15 protein-coding genes are annotated in these 18,027 nt (G+C 64.2%); 5 read left to right on the top strand and 10 right to left on the bottom strand.

Features of this window, described 5'->3' with window-relative positions; translation table 11 throughout:
• Positions 1-182 precede the first annotated feature (182 nt).
• The 4 genes from XH96_RS12570 to XH96_RS12555 form a co-directional block, all read right to left on the bottom strand.
• Positions 183-1,907 (bottom strand): methanol/ethanol family PQQ-dependent dehydrogenase, encoded by a 1,725-nt coding sequence (locus XH96_RS12570; RefSeq protein ID WP_194392783.1) that lies wholly within the window; start codon positions 1,905-1,907, stop codon positions 183-185.
• Positions 1,908-2,045: 138 nt separating this feature from the next.
• The gene (locus XH96_RS12565; RefSeq protein WP_194394119.1) at positions 2,046-2,699 is read right to left on the bottom strand and encodes a ubiquinol-cytochrome c reductase iron-sulfur subunit; all 654 of its coding nucleotides are present in this window, start codon (positions 2,697-2,699) and stop codon (positions 2,046-2,048) included.
• A 244-nt stretch (positions 2,700-2,943) separates the two neighbouring features.
• Complete coding sequence (locus XH96_RS12560; RefSeq protein WP_194394118.1) at positions 2,944-3,351, bottom strand: group III truncated hemoglobin; 408 nt, start codon at positions 3,349-3,351, stop codon at positions 2,944-2,946.
• A 336-nt stretch (positions 3,352-3,687) separates the two neighbouring features.
• Positions 3,688-4,539, bottom strand: coding sequence for a 3-hydroxybutyryl-CoA dehydrogenase (locus XH96_RS12555; RefSeq protein WP_194392782.1), 852 nt, complete (start codon positions 4,537-4,539; stop codon positions 3,688-3,690).
• Between the two features lie 297 nt (positions 4,540-4,836).
• Between XH96_RS12555 and XH96_RS12550 the strand changes: the two genes are divergently transcribed.
• On the top strand, positions 4,837-5,535 hold the full coding sequence (locus XH96_RS12550) for an ABC transporter permease (RefSeq protein ID WP_194392781.1): 699 nt from the start codon (positions 4,837-4,839) through the stop codon (positions 5,533-5,535).
• On the opposite strand, the gene XH96_RS12545 is transcribed toward XH96_RS12550, so the two are convergent.
• On the bottom strand, positions 5,509-6,318 hold the full coding sequence (locus XH96_RS12545; RefSeq protein WP_194392780.1) for a substrate-binding domain-containing protein: 810 nt from the start codon (positions 6,316-6,318) through the stop codon (positions 5,509-5,511). The genes XH96_RS12550 and XH96_RS12545 overlap by 27 nt on opposite strands.
• A gap of 547 nt (positions 6,319-6,865) precedes the next feature.
• Here XH96_RS12545 and XH96_RS12540 point away from each other — a divergent pair.
• The 4 genes from XH96_RS12540 (at position 6,866) to XH96_RS12525 (ending at position 13,422) form a co-directional block, all read left to right on the top strand.
• Complete coding sequence (locus tag XH96_RS12540; protein ID WP_194392779.1) at positions 6,866-9,481, top strand: autotransporter outer membrane beta-barrel domain-containing protein; 2,616 nt, start codon at positions 6,866-6,868, stop codon at positions 9,479-9,481.
• 169 nt (positions 9,482-9,650) lie between these two features.
• On the top strand, positions 9,651-10,781 hold the full coding sequence (locus XH96_RS12535) for a hypothetical protein (RefSeq protein WP_194392778.1): 1,131 nt from the start codon (positions 9,651-9,653) through the stop codon (positions 10,779-10,781).
• A 63-nt stretch (positions 10,782-10,844) separates the two neighbouring features.
• Positions 10,845-11,123, top strand: a complete 279-nt coding sequence (locus XH96_RS12530; protein WP_194392777.1) for a TonB-dependent receptor plug domain-containing protein — start codon at positions 10,845-10,847, stop codon at positions 11,121-11,123.
• A 289-nt stretch (positions 11,124-11,412) separates the two neighbouring features.
• Positions 11,413-13,422, top strand: coding sequence for a bifunctional diguanylate cyclase/phosphodiesterase (locus XH96_RS12525; protein WP_194392776.1), 2,010 nt, complete (start codon positions 11,413-11,415; stop codon positions 13,420-13,422).
• A 2-nt stretch (positions 13,423-13,424) separates the two neighbouring features.
• Here the strand turns inward: XH96_RS12525 and XH96_RS12520 are convergent, their stop codons facing one another.
• The 5 genes from XH96_RS12520 to XH96_RS12500 are packed head-to-tail and all read right to left on the bottom strand — an operon-like array spanning position 13,425 to position 18,013.
• Positions 13,425-14,144, bottom strand: a complete 720-nt coding sequence (locus XH96_RS12520) for an ABC transporter ATP-binding protein (RefSeq protein ID WP_194392775.1) — start codon at positions 14,142-14,144, stop codon at positions 13,425-13,427.
• Entirely contained in the window at positions 14,137-14,892 is a 756-nt protein-coding gene (locus XH96_RS12515; protein WP_194392774.1) for an ABC transporter ATP-binding protein, read from the bottom strand. The genes XH96_RS12520 and XH96_RS12515 overlap by 8 nt, the downstream gene beginning before the upstream one ends.
• On the bottom strand, positions 14,889-15,887 hold the full coding sequence (locus tag XH96_RS12510) for a branched-chain amino acid ABC transporter permease (protein WP_194392773.1): 999 nt from the start codon (positions 15,885-15,887) through the stop codon (positions 14,889-14,891). The genes XH96_RS12515 and XH96_RS12510 overlap by 4 nt, the downstream gene beginning before the upstream one ends.
• Complete coding sequence (locus XH96_RS12505; RefSeq protein WP_194392772.1) at positions 15,884-16,759, bottom strand: branched-chain amino acid ABC transporter permease; 876 nt, start codon at positions 16,757-16,759, stop codon at positions 15,884-15,886. The genes XH96_RS12510 and XH96_RS12505 overlap by 4 nt, the downstream gene beginning before the upstream one ends.
• Positions 16,760-16,771: 12 nt before the next feature.
• The gene (locus XH96_RS12500) at positions 16,772-18,013 is read right to left on the bottom strand and encodes an ABC transporter substrate-binding protein (RefSeq protein ID WP_194392771.1); all 1,242 of its coding nucleotides are present in this window, start codon (positions 18,011-18,013) and stop codon (positions 16,772-16,774) included.
• Positions 18,014-18,027: the final 14 nt, after the last annotated feature.

Raw genomic sequence — 18,027 nt, 5'->3', positions numbered from 1 at the left:
GGGTTTTCTCCGCGAGCCCAACTCGCCATGAGCGCGCGCGGAGAGAACCCCTCATCCGGCGCTTTGCGCCACCTTCTCCCACAAGGGGAGAAGGAAGAGCCCACGCAAAAATGCGGCGGACGTTGCCGTCCGCCGCATTCACCACCCCCCTGCTGCTCCGCTTCTTCGATCCGCCCGCGGAGCTATTTCTTCAGCGCGAAGACCCAGATGACCCCGCCTTGGGGCACATTGGCTTCGATGCCGATATTGTTGGTCACGAGTGCATCCTGGATGCGCTGTGCATCCACGCCCCATCCCGACTGGATCGCGATGTATTGCGTGCCGTCGATCTCATAGGACACCGGCATGCCGACGATGCCGGAATTGGTCTTCTGTTCCCACAGAAGTTCGCCGGTCTTGGCGTGGAAGGCTCGGAAGTTGCGGTCGTTGGTCCCGCCGACGAAGACGAGATCGCCCGCCGTCGCCGTGACGGAGCCGAACAGCTGCGACTTCGGGAAGTTGTGCTGCCAGACCTTCTTGCCCGTGGCGGGATCCCAGGCCTGGAGCTCGCCGAAATGATCCGCGCCCGGCCTCGTCTTCAGGCCGATGTCCTCCGGCTTGGTGCCGAGCCAGAGCTCGCCCGGCTTGAGCGGGACCTTCTCGCCGGTGAATCCGCCGCAGAAATTCTCATTGGCAGGCACGTAGACGAGGCCGGTCCTCTGGCTGTAGGCGGCCGACGGCCAATCCTTGCCGCCCCAGAGCGACGGACAGAACTCGACGCGTTTCCCGATGACCGGCTTGTGCGCGGGATCCACGATCGGCTTGCCGGTCTCGTCGATGCCCTTCCAGACGTCCGTATAGACGAACGGCCAACCGGCGACATAGTTGATCTTGGTCGGCGTCCGCTCGAGCACCCAGAAGATCGCGTCGCGTCCCGGATGGACCAGGCTCTTGATGTTGCGACCGTTGCGTTGCAGATCGATCAGCATCGGGGCCTCGACCTCATCCCAGTCCCAGGAATCGTTCTGGTGGTACTGGTGATAGGCCTTGATCTTGCCGGTGTCGGGATCGAGCGCGAGCACCGATGCAGTGTAGAGATTGTCGCCGGGATGGGTCTCGCCGGGCCATGGCGCCGCGTTGCCGACGCCCCAATAGATCGTCTTGGTCTCCTTGTCGTAATTTCCGGTCATCCAGGCGGAGCCACCGCCGTTCTTCCAGTCGTCGCCCTGCCAGGTGTCGTGACCGGGCTCGCCTTCGCCGGGGATGGTGTAGGTCCGCCACAGCTCCTTGCCGTCCTTGGCATCATAGGCCACGATATAGCCGCGTACGCCGAACTCGCCGCCGGACCCGCCGACGATGACCTTGCCGTCCACGATCAACGGCATCAGCGTCAGGTACTGGCCCTTCCTGTAGTCCTGCACCTTGGTGTCCCACACCACCTTGCCGGTCTTGGCATCGAGCGCGACCACATGGTCGTCCGTGGTGGCGAGGTAGAGCTTGTCCTCCCACAGGCCGACGCCCCGGTTGGTCGGATGCAGCTGGAACAGATCGTCTGGGAGCTGCCGCTTGTAGCGCCAGTATTCGTCGCCGGTCTTCGCGTTCAGCGCGATCACCTGCCCCATCGGGGTCGTCACGAACATCGCGCCGTTGTTGACGATGGGCGGCGCCTGGTGGCCTTCGACCACGCCGGTGGCAAAGGTCCAGACCGGCGTGAGGCTCTTCACGTTCGAGGTGTTGATCTGGTCGAGCGGACTGTAGCCCTGCCCGTCATAGGTGCGCCGATAGAGCATCCAATTGCTCGGCTCGGGATTTTCCAATCGCTGCGCGGTGACCGGAGCATAATTCTCGATCGGACCTGATACGGCCGCGGTCGAGGCAAGACACGTGAAGGCGACGAAGCCGGACAGTAACCATTGCTTCCTGGTCATGGAAGTTCTCATGGACGTTCCCCTTTTTCATCCGTTTGAATTCTTGTTGTGAATTCTTGTCGTTCTTGTCATTCGTCCCGTCGTCCGCCGATCGGCGGAGCGGCCTCTCGTGACGCGGGCATGGCCCGCAACCGTCCATCATCCTGGCTGCGCGCCACCTACCTTTCCGACGAAATTGCCGGCGACGCTGAGCGATCCGTCAGCCAGCGCCAGAGGCAATGCTGCGAGCCGTCGCGGCGCCGGTCCGAACACGACCTGCGCGCCCGCGCGAGGATCGTATTCGGAATTGTGGCACATGCACTTGAACACCTCCTTGTCGCCGACATCGCTCTTCACCCACGCGGTGACAGGACAGCCCGCATGCGAGCAGATCGCCGAATAGGCGATGATGCCGTCGACAGCACGCGCGCGGGTCTTTTCGTCGAGCTCGACGGGATCGAGCCTGATGATCAGGATCTCGTTGAGCCGCGAGGCGCTGCGCACCACCGATGTGTTGGGGTCCTTCGGCCAGGCATGGAGCGGTGGACCGCCGGCCTTCAGATCGGCCGTGGTGATGATCTTCCCCTCCTGCTCGCCTTCGGAGAAGACGAGCAGATCGCCCTTCTGCGGCCGCTCGTCGGCGCCGGGCGGATCCTCGCCTGCATGCGCCGGCGGGGAGCAGCCGAGGCACGCGGTGGTCGCGAGCGCGCCGAACAGCAGCGTCCGTCGCGTTTGCTCGGTGCCCGCGTCGGCTTCAGCTTCCGCTATGCTCTCGGATCGTGATGAATTGACGTTGAACGGTGCGCTCGACATGCCCGCAAGCAGGCGCTGGAACTCTGCCGAAAACAAGGCAAAGAATTGGCGCCGCAGTGCATCAATATGGCTTTACTCGCGATGATTGAATAGTACTGAATACGTTCAAGCGCGTTTTCGCAAATTCTACATCGCATCACGCGAACTGCATGATGATTTTGCAGATCAGACCGATGATGTTGGAATTGGTGCAGCGCGCCATCGCGGGATGCGCGGCGCGCATTTCTTAGGCAGGCATTTGTGTTCAGGACCTGAGCACGTGACGCGGCGATGCGATACGACCTGCGACAGTTGCCGACGCCATCTCGAAACTGTCGGCGATACGACGCGCCTTCTCGATGAACAACGCAGCCGCCGCCGGCGGGCAGACCTCGCGCGCGGTCTGTTCGAACAGATCGAGCCAGCGGTCGAAATGATCTCCCACCAGGTTCAGCGGCAGATGCGCCCGCATCGGCGAGCCATGATAGCGGCCGCTCATCAACACCACCGAGGACCAGAAGTCCTTGAGCTTGGCGAGGTGCTCGTCCCAATTCTTGACGATGGCGAAGACCGGACCAAGCAGCGCGTCCTCGCGCACGCGTCCGTAGAAGCGGGTGACGAGTTCCCCGATCATCTCCTCGGTGATTCCGGTGCGCTCGATCGCATCCTGCATCAACAGGCTCCGCCGTGCGGCCGCCGCCTCGCGCTCGGCCTTCAGTCGATCCGACATGTCCTCTTCTCTTCGTCCGTTTTCTCTTGCCCTCTCCCCTTGAAGAGGGTGGTTCGCCAAGCGGCGAGACGGGTGAGGGGCCTGTCTCCGCCCAGTCATCAGCATTTGATTTTACGGAAGCGCCCCCTCATCCGGCGCTTCGCGCCACCTTCTCCCACAAAGCCACAAGGGGAGAAGGAAGCGCCCGCCTCCACGCTGGGGCCGATCGCGCGCGGCGTCTTTGTCGCAGCGCAAAGTGCGATCTGGCGGCGGGCGCTCGCGTCCACCGCCCTGCCCTCATCAGGCGCTGTAGGTGTAGAAGCCCTGCCCGGTCTTGCGCCCGAGATGGCCGGCATCGACCATTTCCTTCAGCAGCGGGGCCGGCCGATATTTGGGATCATTGAAGCCCTTGTAGAAGACCTCCATCACCGAAAGCATGGTGTCGAGCCCGACCAGATCGGCCAGAGCCAGCGGCCCGATCGGATGGTTGCAACCGAGCTTCATGCCGGCGTCGATCTCTTCCGCCGTTGCGATCCCCTCCTGGAGCGCGAAGATCGCCTCGTTAATCATCGGGCACAGGATGCGGTTGACGGCGAAGCCCGGGCTGTTCTTGGCCGTGATCGCCACCTTGCCGACGCGCTTGGCGAAATCGAGCGCCTTCGCATGGGTGTCGTCCGAGGTCTGCAGGCCGCGGATGAGCTCCAGCAGCGCCATCACCGGCACCGGGTTGAAGAAGTGCATGCCGATGAACCGGTCGGGACGATCGGTCGCCGCAGCGAGCTTGGTGATCGAGATCGACGACGTGTTGGTCGCGACCAGCGTGCGCGGCGACAGCTTCGCGCAGAGATCCTTCAGGATCTTGACCTTGAGCTCCTCGTTCTCGGTCGCGGCCTCGATGACCAGATCGCAATCGGACAGCTTCGACCGGTCGGTGGTGCCGGTGATGCGCTTGAGCGTCGCCTCGCGATCGGCCGCCGACATCTTGTCCTTCTTGACCAGGCGCTCGAGGCTGCCGCCGACGGTCGAGAGGCCGCGGTTCACCGCCGCATCGGAAATATCGACCATCACGACCGAAAGCCCGGCTGCGGCGCAGACCTGCGCGATGCCGTTCCCCATGGTCCCTGCCCCGATGATGCCAACCGTCTGGATCATTGCCTCACTTCCTTCTCATCCTGCGGCCGATGCCAGCATGGCCCGGCGCCATTGTTTCCGCATCAGGTCTAGCACCGCCGCAAGACGGCTGCGACCCGATCCTGCCCCTCCCTTAAAGCATTCATAGACGGAATAAAGCGCCTGACGGGCTTCAAACGCCGTCCTCGGGCGCCCGGAGGCCGGTTTGCGGCCTCCATGCCCTCCCGCGGCAGCCCAGTCGGGGTCTTGATTATGGCAGCCGCAACGGCCAGAACGCACGTCGCGGGAGCCCCGCGGAACGGAGTTGCCTGAGGCCGGATGAACGACTTTGCACGATCTATCGGCTCCGCCCTCACCCTGATCGCCGAGGCCGACGCCGAGCTGCTCGGCATCGTCGCATTGTCGGTGCGGGTCAGCCTGACCGCCAGCATCGTCGCGCTCCTGATCGGCGCACCGTTGGGAGCCCTGCTTGCGATCACCCGTTTCCGGGGACGTCAGGTTATCATCGTCGTAACCAATGCGCTGCTCGGCCTTCCGCCGGTCGTGGTCGGGCTCGCCCTCTATCTCCTGCTGTCGCGGTCCGGTCCGCTCGGGGCGGCGGGCTTGCTGTTCACGCCGGCCGCCATGGTGATCGCCCAGACGCTGCTGGCCACGCCGATCGTGGTGGCGCTGGTGCATCGGCCGGCGAGCCTGCTATGGGCGGAGTATGGCGACCTGGCGCGGATCGACGGGCTATCGACCCTGCGCAGCATGGCCCTGCTGTTGGCGCTCGGCCGGACCTCGTTGCTGACGGCCTTTCTCGCGGCGTTCGGGCGCGCCATTGCCGAAGTCGGCGCCATCATCATCGTCGGCGGCAACATCCGCGGCTTCACCCGCACGATGACGACAGCGATCGCACTGGAAACCAGCAAAGGCGACCTGCCGCTGGCGCTGGGGCTCGGGCTGATCCTGCTCGCGCTCAGCGTCGCGGTGTCGACCGTCGCCTTCGTGCTAGTGGGACGCGTTGGGGAAAAATAGCTGCTCGCCGCCGACCTTGTACCCGGCGATCGCTTCCTGCCCCTTCGGCGAAACCAGCCAGTCGATGAAGGCCTGCCCGTCCTTCGCCTTGACGTTCGGATGCCTTGCCGGATTCACCAGCATGACGCCATATTGGTTGAACAGCCGCTTGTCGCCCTCGGTCAGGACGGCAAGTTCGCCCCTGTTCTTGAACGAAAGCCAGGTGCCGCGGTCCGACAGAAGATAGGCATTCGACGACGAGGCCATGTTCAGCGCCGGGCCCATGCCCTGACCGATCTCACGGTACCAATTGTCCTTCCCGGCGCCGAGGTCAACGCCCGCCTCTTTCCATAGCCTCAGTTCGGCCGCGTGCGTGCCGGACTTGTCCCCGCGCGAGATGAACGGCGCCTTGGCCCCCGCGATCTTGCGCAGCGCATCCGCGACATCCTTGCCGCCGGCGATCTTCGCGGGATCGCTCTTCGGGCCGACGATGATGAAGTCGTTGTACATGACGTCGAAGCGCTTCACGCCCTGCCCTTCGGACATGAACTTGTCTTCGGCAGCACGGTCATGGACGAACACCACGTCGGCATCCCCACGCCGCCCGATATCCAGCGCCTGGCCGGTGCCGACGGCGACGACCTTGACGCTGATGCCCTCGGCCTTCGAGAACAGAGGCAGCAAATGGCCGAACAGCCCCGACTGCTCCGTCGAGGTCGTCGAGGCCACAGTGATGGTGCGATCCTGTGCGAATGCGATAGTGGACCAGAGCAAGACCGCTCCGATCGTGGCAAGCTTCCTCATGCGACGTCTCCGACCAGACAATGACGGTCCTGAATACGCGCGGGCAATGACGTCGGGAACCCCGACCTTGGGCCGCAACGGAAATTGACCCTGAAGGCAGCCCGGTCGCCGAGGCTTGCCAATCGATCCACGGCGCGTCTCGGCTCGCTCCTCATAGGCGCGGCAAAAGCGCGCCGCCGGCTTAAACCTGCATCGTCTTTGTATGTTCGCACACGCGTTGCGTGGTTACTCCTCCATTAACGCCATCGACCTGACGTTGCACGACAAACACACTTATCGCTATTCCGTATTGCGCAGCAATGAACAGCAATGATCTGCATTGACCCGATCACAGCCAGCCACATACCGTAACAGTCACGATCTGCTGTCGATCATGTTTGGCGATCAGCCATCCGGACACAGCACCAAGAACAGGGGCAGTGCCACCATGCGCGAATGCATCGGGGCTGTGACGATCTCGCGACAAGCGACCGACGATCAGAGCAGACATCCACGTCGGACCGTATCCCTCACATGCAAACGTGCCGAGTTCCGCGACCTGCTGTTGATGAGCGCTGCAGCGGCTGCGCTCTCGGCGCTTTTTCCAAGCTCCGCAGCGGCGCAGACGTGGACCGGCGCCACCAGCAATGACTGGACGGTGGGCTCGAACTGGTCCGGCGGAACGGCCCCGGCCGGCGGCGCGGTCGATATGACGACACCTGCAAGCATCATTCTTGGCGTGACGCCCGGGGCGACCGGCACAACGGGCAACTTTCGTCTTGGTTCGGCCGGAGTGACCAGCCTTACGATTCAGAACGGTAGCAATCTGACAACCACCGGCGCCTCCATTCAGGTTGGCATCACTCTGGGCGCCACGACCACCATGACCATCACCGGAGCCGGATCGCGATGGACGACCAACAACCTCATCACGGTGGGTGGCGGCGGCGCAGCTATCGTCAACATCACGGATGGCGGAACTCTAGTCACAACAAGCAGGCTCCAAATGGGCGCACCGGCCGGCAACGGCACCGCCACACTCAACATCAGCAATGGCACGCTGCAGGCCTCCAACATCGCTTTTTTCGGAAGTGCTGCCAATCAGGCCAATTACGACAATGCCGTCATCCGAGCTGCGGGCAATAACGCCAACTACTTCGGCGGCACGGCCGCCCAGAACAACATCGCCGCGGGCGGGCTGACCTTCGATACCAACGGCTTCACTGTCATCGCTTCAGGCGCGGGCGGCCTCAGCGGCATCGGCGGATTGACCAAGATTGGCAACGGGACCTTGTTCCTTCGTGGCGGCAGCACCTACACCGGCGAGACCGTGATCCAGCAGGGCACGCTCGCGATTGGCGTCATCGCCAGCGCCAGCGATGCGCTCGCCAATTCAAGGCGGGTGGTCGTGAATGCAACATTCGATATTTCTGGCGTTACAGACGCTAGCTCGCACATTCAGAGCCTTGCCGGCACCGGCACCGTCGTGCTCGGCACCAAGACGCTGGCAATCACAAATGCCGGCGATACATTCGCTGGCGCACTCGGCGGCACCGGTGGGCTCGCACTCACCGGCGGGACGCAGACGTTGTCCGGCGTCAACACCTATAGCGGCGCAACCACGGTCACCGGCAGCACGCTGCGCGCCGGCGCGGCCGGTGCCTTCAGCGCCGCGTCCGCCCACGTCGCCGCTACCGGCGGGACGTTCGACTTGAACGGCTTCAACCAGACCATCGCATCGCTCGACAATGCCGGGCTGGTGCGAACCGGGGGCGCACCGGGGACCACGCTGACGGTGACCGGCGACTATACGGGCAATGGCGGCACGGTTCTCCTCAATACCGCGCTCGGCGGCGACGGCTCGATCACTGATCGACTTGTTGTGCAGGGAGCCACGTCTGGCGCCTCCACGCTCCGCATCGCCAAGATCGGCGGCAACGGCGCGCAGACTGTCGAAGGCATCAAGGTGATCGACGTCGGCGGTGCCTCGAACGGCACCTTCGCGCTGCAGGGCGACTACGTCATTGGCGGCCAGCAGGCTTTGGTCGGCGGTGCTTACGCATACACGTTGCAGAAGAATGGAATCGGTACTCCGACGGACGGCGATTGGTATCTGCGCTCCAGCCTGATCGACCCACTGGGGCCGGTGGCCGCCGGGCCGCTTTATCAGGCCGGCGTCCCCCTGTACGAGAACTACGCACAGGTGCTGCTCGGGATGAACCAGGCGCCGAGCCTTCAGCAGCGCGCCGGCAACCGCTATTGGAGCGGCAGCGAGGCGATGGCGCGCGCGGGCATCGATACCGCGCAGACCACGGACGGCTCATGGACGCAATCGGCATTCTGGGGCCGCATCGAGGGCGGGCAGTCCAAGCTGCGGCCGTCCAACACGACCGGCTCGACCTATGATTCCGACGAAATGAAAGCGCAGGTCGGGCTCGATGGCGTTGCGCTCGACAACGCGCGCGGCCGGCTGATCGTCGGCATCACGGCGCAATACGGCCTGACCACGGCCTTCGTCAATTCAGTGTTCGGCAACGGCCGAATTCGCGCGCAAGGGACCGGCGTCGGCGCGACCGCGACCTGGTACGGCCACGACGGTTTCTATGTCGACGGCCAGGCGCAGACCATGTTCTATCGCAGCGACCTGTCGTCGGCGCTGGCCGGCAGCGTGATCCACGGCAATGAAGGCTTCGGCTATGCGTTCAGCCTCGAGGGCGGCAAGCGGATCGCGGTCGGTAGCGGCTTCTGGCTGGCGCCGCAGGCTCAGCTTACCTATTCAAAGGTCGGCTTCGATGCCTTCACCGACCACTTCGGCGCGCTGGTCACGCTTGGCAACGCCGACAGTCTACTCGGCCGTCTCGGGCTGTCGCTCAACCATCAGCGCACCTGGAACGACGGCACGGGCATCGTCCGCTCCGACCTCTATGCCATCGGCAATCTGCACTATGAGTTCCTGGACGGCACCGGATCGATGTCGCCGGCACCGGCTTCGCGAGCGGCCATGATCGCCTGTGGGGCAGCATCGGCGGCGGCGGCACCCATAGCTGGGCGAACGGCCGTTATGCCGTGTTCGGCGAGATCTCCTACCGCGCGAGCGTTGATGATCCAGGTGACAATCACGGCTACAGGGGCACCGGCGGTTTCCGCATCGTGTGGTAAGCTTGCGCGCGTGATCTCGATCTGATTGCGTCGCCATCTGCGCGCAGTGGATGCGTGGATGTTCTGCAATTGGTCCTCCCTACATTGACACGAGTGTGACGGCCGGGGCAGGTTTTCTCATTGCTGGCGAATCAGCGATTGCCTCACGCCGAGTACCTCTTGGACAACTCCCAGTGCTTTCGAGACTGATATCGTTGCTGCGCCGCATCCCTTCGGTGAACTGGGCGCTTACCCGACTTCGGCCCTTGCCGCACGGCGGCAGCATCGACGTCGCGCCGATCGCCACGGACGCTTCGCCCGCCGTCATCGAAGACGTCGCGGCCCCTGTTCAAGCTCGAATCGCCGAGATCAGCACCGCCCCGGTGCGCGACGATGCTGTCCCCGCCACCCAGGCTCCGGTCGCGGCGAACGATGCGGCTGTGCCTGTCGTCGCGGAGAATCCGTCCGACGATATCTGTACCAGCGACGACTCATCTCCGGAGAGAGCGACGGAAATGGACGCGCCCGCGACGCCGCCCGTCGCCGAGGAGGTGTTGGCTTCATCGCCCGACGCGGAGAACGAGCCAGTTGCGGACGCTGATCTCGCCATCATTGGCGATGCATCTCCCGCCGAAATCGATTCCGACGTCGCAGAAGAGGCTGTGGTTTCACCACCAGACGTCGCGACCGCTTCGACTGACGTCCCTGATGCCGTTATCGAGGCTGCCCCATCGCCCGACGTTTCCACCGAGGTCGAAACGGTCGCCGTCGAAGCAATCCCGGTCCTCCTCGGCGAAGCCAACAGCGTCGCGCCCGACGATTCTGAAGCCGGAGCCGATAGCGACCCGGAGCTCGCCGTCGAGGTCGCGCCGGCCCCTGCAAACGATGTCCCGCTCGTCACAGCCGTTGCGACGGCGGCCAACGAGTCAGCCAGCGTCGCCATCGAGATCGAACCGGCTCCGCCGCTCGAGTCTCCTGCTCCGGAGATCCGCAGCGCCCCGAAAGCTCGCGCGAGAGCCGCGGAACCCAGCGATCGCGCCGCGCTGATCCGACAGCGCTGGACGGAGACCGGAATCCGTATGTGGAATCCGCGGCTTCACGGCACCGGCGAGGCCGCGTTGAACATCCAGGGAAGCGTCGGGCTGCTGCCGCCGGCGCCCGGCGAGACAATGCCGCGCTACGACAAGCTGGAATTCAGGATGCTCGGCGGACAGATCGTCTGTGAGGGCGTCATTGTCGAGGCGCCCGCGCAGGCGAACCATCGCAGCTTTACGCGACTCGCCGAGCCGAGGAACATCGACCGCGTCCGCGAACCGACGCGGGAGCGCCAGGCCGCTCTCGCCTGATCCTTTCTTCTGCGACCACGCTCCCGATGTGCTAGCCTGAAGTCCCGACATGGGAGATCGCACATGCGCGCAAGATCGCTGCTTCTGGTCGTGATCGCCTTCGCCATCTCACAGCCAGCGCTCGCCGCCGGCAAACGGCCGCGTCCTGCAGCCACGGCCATTCCCGCCACCGATCCGGCCGCGCCCTACAAGGCCAATCGGCTCTCTTCCTCGCGCGGAGAGACGATCCTCGACACGCCCGGCCAGACCACCGTGCTGACGCGGCAGGTCCTCGACGACATGAACGCGACCAGCCTGAGAGATGCGATGCGCTCCACCGCCGGGGTGACGATCGGGCGCTGAAGCGTGACCGATCGAGCCACGGCAATCGCCCGATCGGAACGACATGAAAACTATGGGAGGCAGATGGTTAGCAGACCGTAGCTGCAGTGATTGCGGCGGACTTGCGCCCGAGACGCACGCATCCAGCGGCGGATATCCTTAACGGGACCTCACCAATCGAACCGCCGAATAGACCTTGAGGTAGCGCGTCAACCTGTGTCGGCCTTCCGCGCGCCCCGATCTAACGCGCCCTTTACCCGCGCCGTGCAAGCTCGCCCGCGTTTTGAGGGGATCCGGGGCTCGTATTTCAATGCCTGTTGCCGATTTGAAGTCTCATCTTGCCGCCGCAACGCGGCTGTTTCGCGTACCGGCCGATAACCCGGACCTGACGCGTGCGCAGTTCAATGCGTTCTCCAAGCAGATCCCGCTGCTCTACTTCATCCTCATCAGCAACACGATCGCGGTGGCCTATACGTATGTGAACGTGGCGCCGGACTGGCTGACGATGATCGTGCCTGGTGTGCTGGCCGTGCTCGCAGGGTTGCGAACCGTCTGGTGGCTGCGCCAGCGCCGCCGCGTGCGCAGCGATGCCGACATCCTGAGCAATCTGCGCGCCACCAACTGGCTGACCTTGCCGATCGGCGCCGGCTTCACCGCCTGGTCCTTCGCACTCTACCCTTATGGCGATCCCTTCGCCAAGAGCCAGGTCGCCTTTTACATGGCAGTCACCGTGATCGGCTGCATCTTCACACTGATGCATCTGCGTTCGGCAGCGCTGATCGTGACGCTGATCGTCGATGTGCCCTATGTGCTGTTCTTCTTCGCCACAGGCGAACCGACGCTGAAGGCGATCGCCGTCAACAACCTCCTGGTTTCCGGCGCGATGGTGACGGTGCTGTTCATCTACTACCGCGACTTCGCCGATCTCGTTGCCAGCCGCAAATCGCTGCTGGCGCAACAGGCGGCGACGCAGGCGCTTTCGGACGAGAACTTTCGACTTGCCAATCTCGATACCCTCACGGAGCTGCCAAACCGCCGCCGTTTCTTCGCCGAATTGTCGAGTGCCTTCACAGATGCCGAGCGCAGGAACGTTCGCGTCGCGGTCGGCATCATCGATCTCGACGGCTTCAAGCCGATCAACGACAATTACGGCCACTCGGTCGGCGACCGCGTCCTGATCGAGGCGGGCCGACGCATCCGCGAGGTCTGCGAGGGCTTTGGCCCGCAGCGCGTGGAGTTCGCCCGGCTCGGCGGCGACGAGTTCGGCCTCATCGTGTGCGGCGGTCCCGACGACGCGGATCTGATGCGGCTGGGCGAACGCATCGGCGGCCAAGTCAAACTGCCTTACCAGCTCGATACCGCCCACACCGGGCTGTCGTGCTCGATCGGATTCGCATCGTTTCCGGACTCAGCAACCACGTCGGAAGCGCTATACGAGTGCGCCGACTACTCGCTCTATCACGCCAAGCGCAATCTGCGCGGCCGCACCGTGATCTTCTCAAGCGAGCTCGAGGCCGAGATCCGCAGTCGCGGAGTCATCGAGAACCTGCTGCGCACGGCCGATTTCAGCACCGAGATGGATCTGGTGTTCCAGCCGATCGTCGACGCCATGAGCGAGTACGCCGCCGGGTTCGAGGTCCTCGCGCGCTGGCATAGCACTCGCCTCGGCATGGTCTCCCCGGCCGATTTCATTCCGGCCGCCGAGCGTATCGGTCTGATCCGGCCACTGACGCAGGCGCTGCTGGTGCGCGCGCTCGCCATCGCCAGGACGTGGCCCGATCACGTCCGCCTGTCGTTCAACCTCTCGGCCCACGATGTCTGCGCGGCGGAGGGCATTTTGCCGCTGATCTCCATCATCGAGAAGAGTGGGTTGCCGCCGCATCGGATCGACTTCGAGATCACCGAGACCGCCGTGACCTTCGACTTCGTTCGCGCGCAGCAGTCGATCGCGACGCTGAAGGCGATGGGCTGCGGCATTTCGCTTGACGATTTCGGCACCGGCTATTCGTCGCTGAGCCACGTCCACCGGCTACCGCTCGACAAGATCAAGGTCGACCGCAGCTTCGTCGCCGACATCAACGAAAATCCCGTCAGCCACAAGATCATCAAGTCGCTCACGGGCCTGTGCGACGACATGGAGATCGCCTGCGTCGTCGAGGGAGTCGAGACCCGCGCCCAGCTCGACAGCCTGCGCCGGCTCGGCTGTGACTTCATCCAGGGTTATTACTTCGCAAAGCCCATGCCGGCCGATGCGATTGGCGACTATCTGGCGAAGGAAGGCCAGCGCCTCGAAGGCGCCGGGGCGAAGGTCGTGGCCTAAAGTCACACCGCGCAATAGCGCTCCTGGATATCCTTGTCCGCGAGCAGCGCCGCCGCGCTGCTTTGATGCACGACCTCGCCTTGATCAATAATGACGGCGCGGTCAGCCAGCCGCAGCGCCCATTCGACGTTCTGCTCCACCAGCAGCAGCGTCTTGCCCTCGTCGCGCAGGCGGCGGAACAGCACGCCCATCTCCTCGACGAGGACCGGCATGATGCCCTCCGAGGGCTCGTCGAGCAGGATCATTTTTGGCTTAGCGATCAGCGCGCGCGCAATCGCCAGCATCTGCTGTTCTCCGCCCGAGAGGGTCACGCCCTCCTGATCAAGACGTTCCTTCAGGCGCGGGAAGGTTTCGGCGATCTCGTCGATCGCCGTGCGCTCCTCGATATCGCCGCCGGCAGCGACGAGACCGAGCCGCAAATTCTCGCGCACGGACAGGCCGGGGACGATGCGGCGCTCCTCGGGCACGTAAGCGAGGCCGAGGTGGAAGCGCTGATGCGCGCGGAGCGGCAACAGCTCCCTGCCTGCGAAGCGCACGCGGCCCGCCGCCTTCGGCATCAGGCCCATCATCGCTCGCAAGGTCGTCGTCTTGCCGGCACCGTTGCGGCCGACGAGGGCCACGACCTCACCCCGGTTCACGTTCAGGGAGATGCCGTGGAGGATATGGCTTGCGCCATACCAGGCATGGAGATCGTTGATTTCGAGCAGCGCGGTCTCAACCATAGCCTTCACTCTGTCCGAGATAGACCCGGCGGACCTCCGGATTGCTCCTGATCTCGTCGGGCGCGCCGTCCGCCAGCAGGCGGCCGTGATGCAGCACGACCACGCGCTTGCTGAGCCCCAGCACCATCTTCATCTTGTGCTCCACCAGGAGCACGGTGCGCTTCTCGGCGAGGCGCTCGAGCAGAGCGACCATGTCCTTGGTCTCTTCCGGCCCCATGCCGGCAGTCGGTTCGTCCAGCAGCAGCAATTCGGGTTCGGAAACCAGTGCAATCGCAATCTCCAGTGCGCGCTGCTGGCCATGCGACAGGAATTTCGCCAATTCGTTCCGCCGGGCCAGCAGCCCGACTGCGTCGAGCGCGGCGTCTGCGCGCGCATCCAGTTCCGCGAGCCGGGCGCGGTTGCGCCAGATGTCGTAGCTCACGATCAGCGCCTGGGCAGCCACGCGCACGTTCTCGTGCACGGACAGATCGGGAAATATGTTCGTGATCTGGTAGGAGCGCGAGATGCCCTGATGCACGAAGCGGTGCTGCGGCAGCCCGTTCAGCTCACGCCCCCTGAAGTGCAGCTTGCCCGAGCTCGGCGTCAGCGCGCCCGAGAGGATGTTGAAGAAGGTGCTCTTGCCGGCGCCATTCGGCCCGATGATCGAGGTGAGCTGGCCTGCCGTGAACGAAACGGTGATGTCTTCGAGCGCGACGAAGCCGCCAAAGCGTTTGCCGATGCCTTCGGCGCGAAGCAGTTCGCCGCTCATCGCCGCGCCTTTCCGACGCCGAGCGCATCGAGCAGCGTACCCCAGATGCCCTTGGGCAGGAACAGCACGAACAATACGAAGATCGCGCCGACGAAGATCTGCCAATGCGGCGTCCAGAGCGAGATCACGTCCTCCAGGATCAGGAAGCTGGCAGCACCAACGAAGGGCCCGAAGAAGCTCCGGGCGCCGCCGAGCAGCACCATCATCACGATCATGCCCGAGGTCTGGTAGTGCAGGATGTCCAGCGGCACGATGGACAGATGCAGTGCCAGCATGCAGCCGCCGAGCGATGAGATCGCGCCCGACAGCATGAACACGACCAGCTTGCTGCGTTCGACGTCATAGCCGCAGGCCCGTGCCCGCTGCTCGTTCTCGCGGATCGCCTCGATGACGGCCCCGAAAGGCGAGTTCAGGATGCGCGACTGGAACCACATCGCCAACGCCGCGAAGGCCATCAGCACGTAATACTTGTTGACGGGATCGAGGAAGTTGACCTGAAGGCCGAACAGACTGATGCGGTCGACCGTGAAGCCGCGCAGCCCGTTCTCGCCGCCGGTGAAGGAGGCCGCCTGGAGCGCGACGTAGTAGACGAGTTGCGCCAAGGCGAGCGTCACCATGGAGAAGTAGATGCCGCGGGTGCGCGTCGAAACGATGCCGATTGCGGCGGCGAGGCAGGTGCTGAGGAGTACGGCGATCGGTACGGCGGCGAACCAAGGTATGCCGTAGCGTCCGATCGCGATGCCGGTGAAATAGGCGCCTGCACCAAAGAACGCAGCCTGGCCGAACGACAGCAGCCCGGTGTAGCCGAACAGCAGATTGTAGCCCATCACCACGACGCCGTAGATCAGGACGTTGACGGCCAGCGCCTTCGACGGCAGCAACCAGGGCAGCAAGGCAAGCACGGCAATCGAGAGGAGCACGCGCTGGTCGAGGAGCCAGCCGAGCCCGCTGGAGGCAGGTTTGGCGACCGCTTCGCCGCTCGAAGGTAGCGTCACGCCGTCCTCCCTCTCACACCGAACAGGCCTTGCGGGCGGATCAGCAACACCACCGCCATCAGTGCGAACATGACGATGGTCGCCATCTCCGGCGCGAACAGCGCCACCATGCTGATGGATATGCCGACCATGAGGCCGGCAACGACTGCGCCAACGATCGAGCCGAGCCCGCCGATCACGGTCACCACGAAGGCTTCCGCCAGAACCAGCGAGCCCATCTCCGGATTGACGCTCCGCATGGGCCCGGCGAGCACGCCGCCGAGCGCGGCAAGCCCAACGCCGAGCCCGAAGATCGCGAGCCAGACCCGCCCAATATCGACACCGAGAACCTGCATGATGGTCGGATCGCGCGCGCCGGCGCGCACGATCAGGCCGACGCGGGTCTTCTCCAGCGTCAGCCAGAGCACCAGCAGCACCACCGCCACCAGCACGATGACGAACAGGCGGTAGCGCGGGAAGAAACCGATGCCGAGATCGAGCACGCCGACCAGCTGCGGCGGCGTCGGAAAAGGAATGCCGTCGCTGCCGAACACGATGCGCACCCCCTCGACCAGGATGTAGCTGAGGCCGAACGTCAGCAGCAGCGGATCGTCGATCGAGCGTCCATACAGTCTCCGGATCAGAACGAACTCGATCAGCATGCCGAATACGCCGATCAAGATGGGTGCGAGCAGCAGCCCCCACCAGAAACTTCCGGTGAGTGATGCCAGATACAGCCCCGCATAGGCTCCGATCATGAACAGCGCGCCGTGGGCGAAGTTCACCACCCCGAGCATGCCGAACACGATCGTCAGCCCAAGCGCAGTGATCACCAGGACCGCCCCAAGGGCGATCCCGGAGAGAAGCTGCATGATGATCAGCGACAGGTCCATCGTGACAGGGCTTCAGGTCGCGTGGCCGAGCTCGCTGCAGCTGCGCAGCATGTCGTCGGCCCCCGCATCGTTGGCCAGGATCGCGAACAGATCGTTCTCGTTTGCCATGGCCGACTTCTTCTTGGACTCCAGCACCAGCACCGACTGAACCGACTGATGGTCGCATTTGCGGTAATGTTGCGGACCCTTGGTCAGATCGTATTGCAGCTTCTCCAGGGCATCGATGACCTTGTCCGTATCGGTGCCGCCGGCGGCCTGCATGGCAGCCAGCAACGATCCGACCCCGGAATACCCGTAGGCGCCATAATCGGTCGGAATCGCCCCGCTGTTGGCGGCCTTGAACGCTGCGTTGAATGCGGACGCCGACTTGCTCTGCGTCTCCAGCCCCCAATAGTAATTGGCACCGCCGACCACGCCCTCGAACACGTCGGGGCCGACGGCGAGGCGCTGATTGTGCAGGATGACGGGCACGACGATCTTCATCTGCTGCTTGACGCCGAAGTCCACGGCCTGCTTGATCGCATTGGCCTGGTCGCGACCGAAATTCGAGATACAGAGCACGTCGGGTCGCATCGACATCAGGCGCGGCATGAAGGTGGAATAGTCGGCGGCGCCGAACGGATGCAGGATCTCGCCGACATTGTCCGCACCGATCGCGGTCTGCGCGCGCTTGAAGCCGCGCAGCATCTCGTGACCGTAGGCATAGTCGGCGGCGAGATGAGCGACCTTCATACCCTTCTTCAGCGTCTGTCGCGCAACGGCCGCGGTCGTCATGTGCGGGTTCAGCGCCTCGTGGAAGGTGTATTTGCTGAAGTCCTTGGCCTCATTGATGGTGTCGGACTGGCTGATCGAGACGTAGATCACGCCGCGAGCGCGGGTGACCTCGTTGACCGCCAGCTGCACCGCGCTGGAGAGCGCGCCGACCACGGCATGAACTTTGTCCTTCTCGATCAGCTCGAGCGTGCGGGTCGCGGCCTCGCCGGCGTTGAGCTTGTCGTCACGGACCAGCAGCTCGACCTTGCGGCCGGCAATGCCACCCTTGTCATTGACGAGCTTTACCGCAAGCTCGGCGCATTTGACCTGATCGCGCGCTTCAGCGGCGAACGGCCCGGTCAGCGGCGTCGGGAAGCCGATGCGGATCGTCTCGTCGGCGGCGTGGCCGAGCCGCGGCATAGCGAGCAGGGCCGCGCTGGCCGAGAGGCCGGCGAGCGCGGTGCGGCGGGTTATCTTCGGGGTCGAACCGGATTTTGGCATGATTTCCTCCAACT

Origin of the sequence: Bradyrhizobium sp. CCBAU 51765 (assembly GCF_015291725.1) — a bacterium.
GTDB lineage: Bacteria > Pseudomonadota > Alphaproteobacteria > Rhizobiales > Xanthobacteraceae > Bradyrhizobium > Bradyrhizobium liaoningense.
The sequence above is the reverse complement of the archived record's forward strand: the minus strand, read 5'-3'. Positions and strand labels throughout refer to the sequence as shown.

What these genes read in the sequence shown, in the direction of transcription:
- XH96_RS12570 (WP_194392783.1), bottom strand. Translation starts at nt 1,907, where the DNA reads ATGACCAGGAAGCAATGGTTACTGTCCGGCTTCGTCGCCTTCACGTGT.
- XH96_RS12565 (WP_194394119.1), bottom strand. Translation starts at nt 2,699, where the DNA reads ATGTCGAGCGCACCGTTCAACGTCAATTCATCACGATCCGAGAGCATA.
- XH96_RS12560 (WP_194394118.1), bottom strand. Translation starts at nt 3,351, where the DNA reads ATGCAGGATGCGATCGAGCGCACCGGAATCACCGAGGAGATGATCGGG.
- XH96_RS12555 (WP_194392782.1), bottom strand. Translation starts at nt 4,539, where the DNA reads ATGATCCAGACGGTTGGCATCATCGGGGCAGGGACCATGGGGAACGGC.
- XH96_RS12550 (WP_194392781.1), top strand. Translation starts at nt 4,837, where the DNA reads ATGAACGACTTTGCACGATCTATCGGCTCCGCCCTCACCCTGATCGCC.
- XH96_RS12545 (WP_194392780.1), bottom strand. Translation starts at nt 6,318, where the DNA reads ATGAGGAAGCTTGCCACGATCGGAGCGGTCTTGCTCTGGTCCACTATC.
- XH96_RS12540 (WP_194392779.1), top strand. Translation starts at nt 6,866, where the DNA reads ATGAGCGCTGCAGCGGCTGCGCTCTCGGCGCTTTTTCCAAGCTCCGCA.
- XH96_RS12530 (WP_194392777.1), top strand. Translation starts at nt 10,845, where the DNA reads ATGCGCGCAAGATCGCTGCTTCTGGTCGTGATCGCCTTCGCCATCTCA.
- XH96_RS12525 (WP_194392776.1), top strand. Translation starts at nt 11,413, where the DNA reads ATGCCTGTTGCCGATTTGAAGTCTCATCTTGCCGCCGCAACGCGGCTG.
- XH96_RS12520 (WP_194392775.1), bottom strand. Translation starts at nt 14,144, where the DNA reads ATGGTTGAGACCGCGCTGCTCGAAATCAACGATCTCCATGCCTGGTAT.
- XH96_RS12515 (WP_194392774.1), bottom strand. Translation starts at nt 14,892, where the DNA reads ATGAGCGGCGAACTGCTTCGCGCCGAAGGCATCGGCAAACGCTTTGGC.
- XH96_RS12505 (WP_194392772.1), bottom strand. Translation starts at nt 16,759, where the DNA reads ATGGACCTGTCGCTGATCATCATGCAGCTTCTCTCCGGGATCGCCCTT.
- XH96_RS12500 (WP_194392771.1), bottom strand. Translation starts at nt 18,013, where the DNA reads ATGCCAAAATCCGGTTCGACCCCGAAGATAACCCGCCGCACCGCGCTC.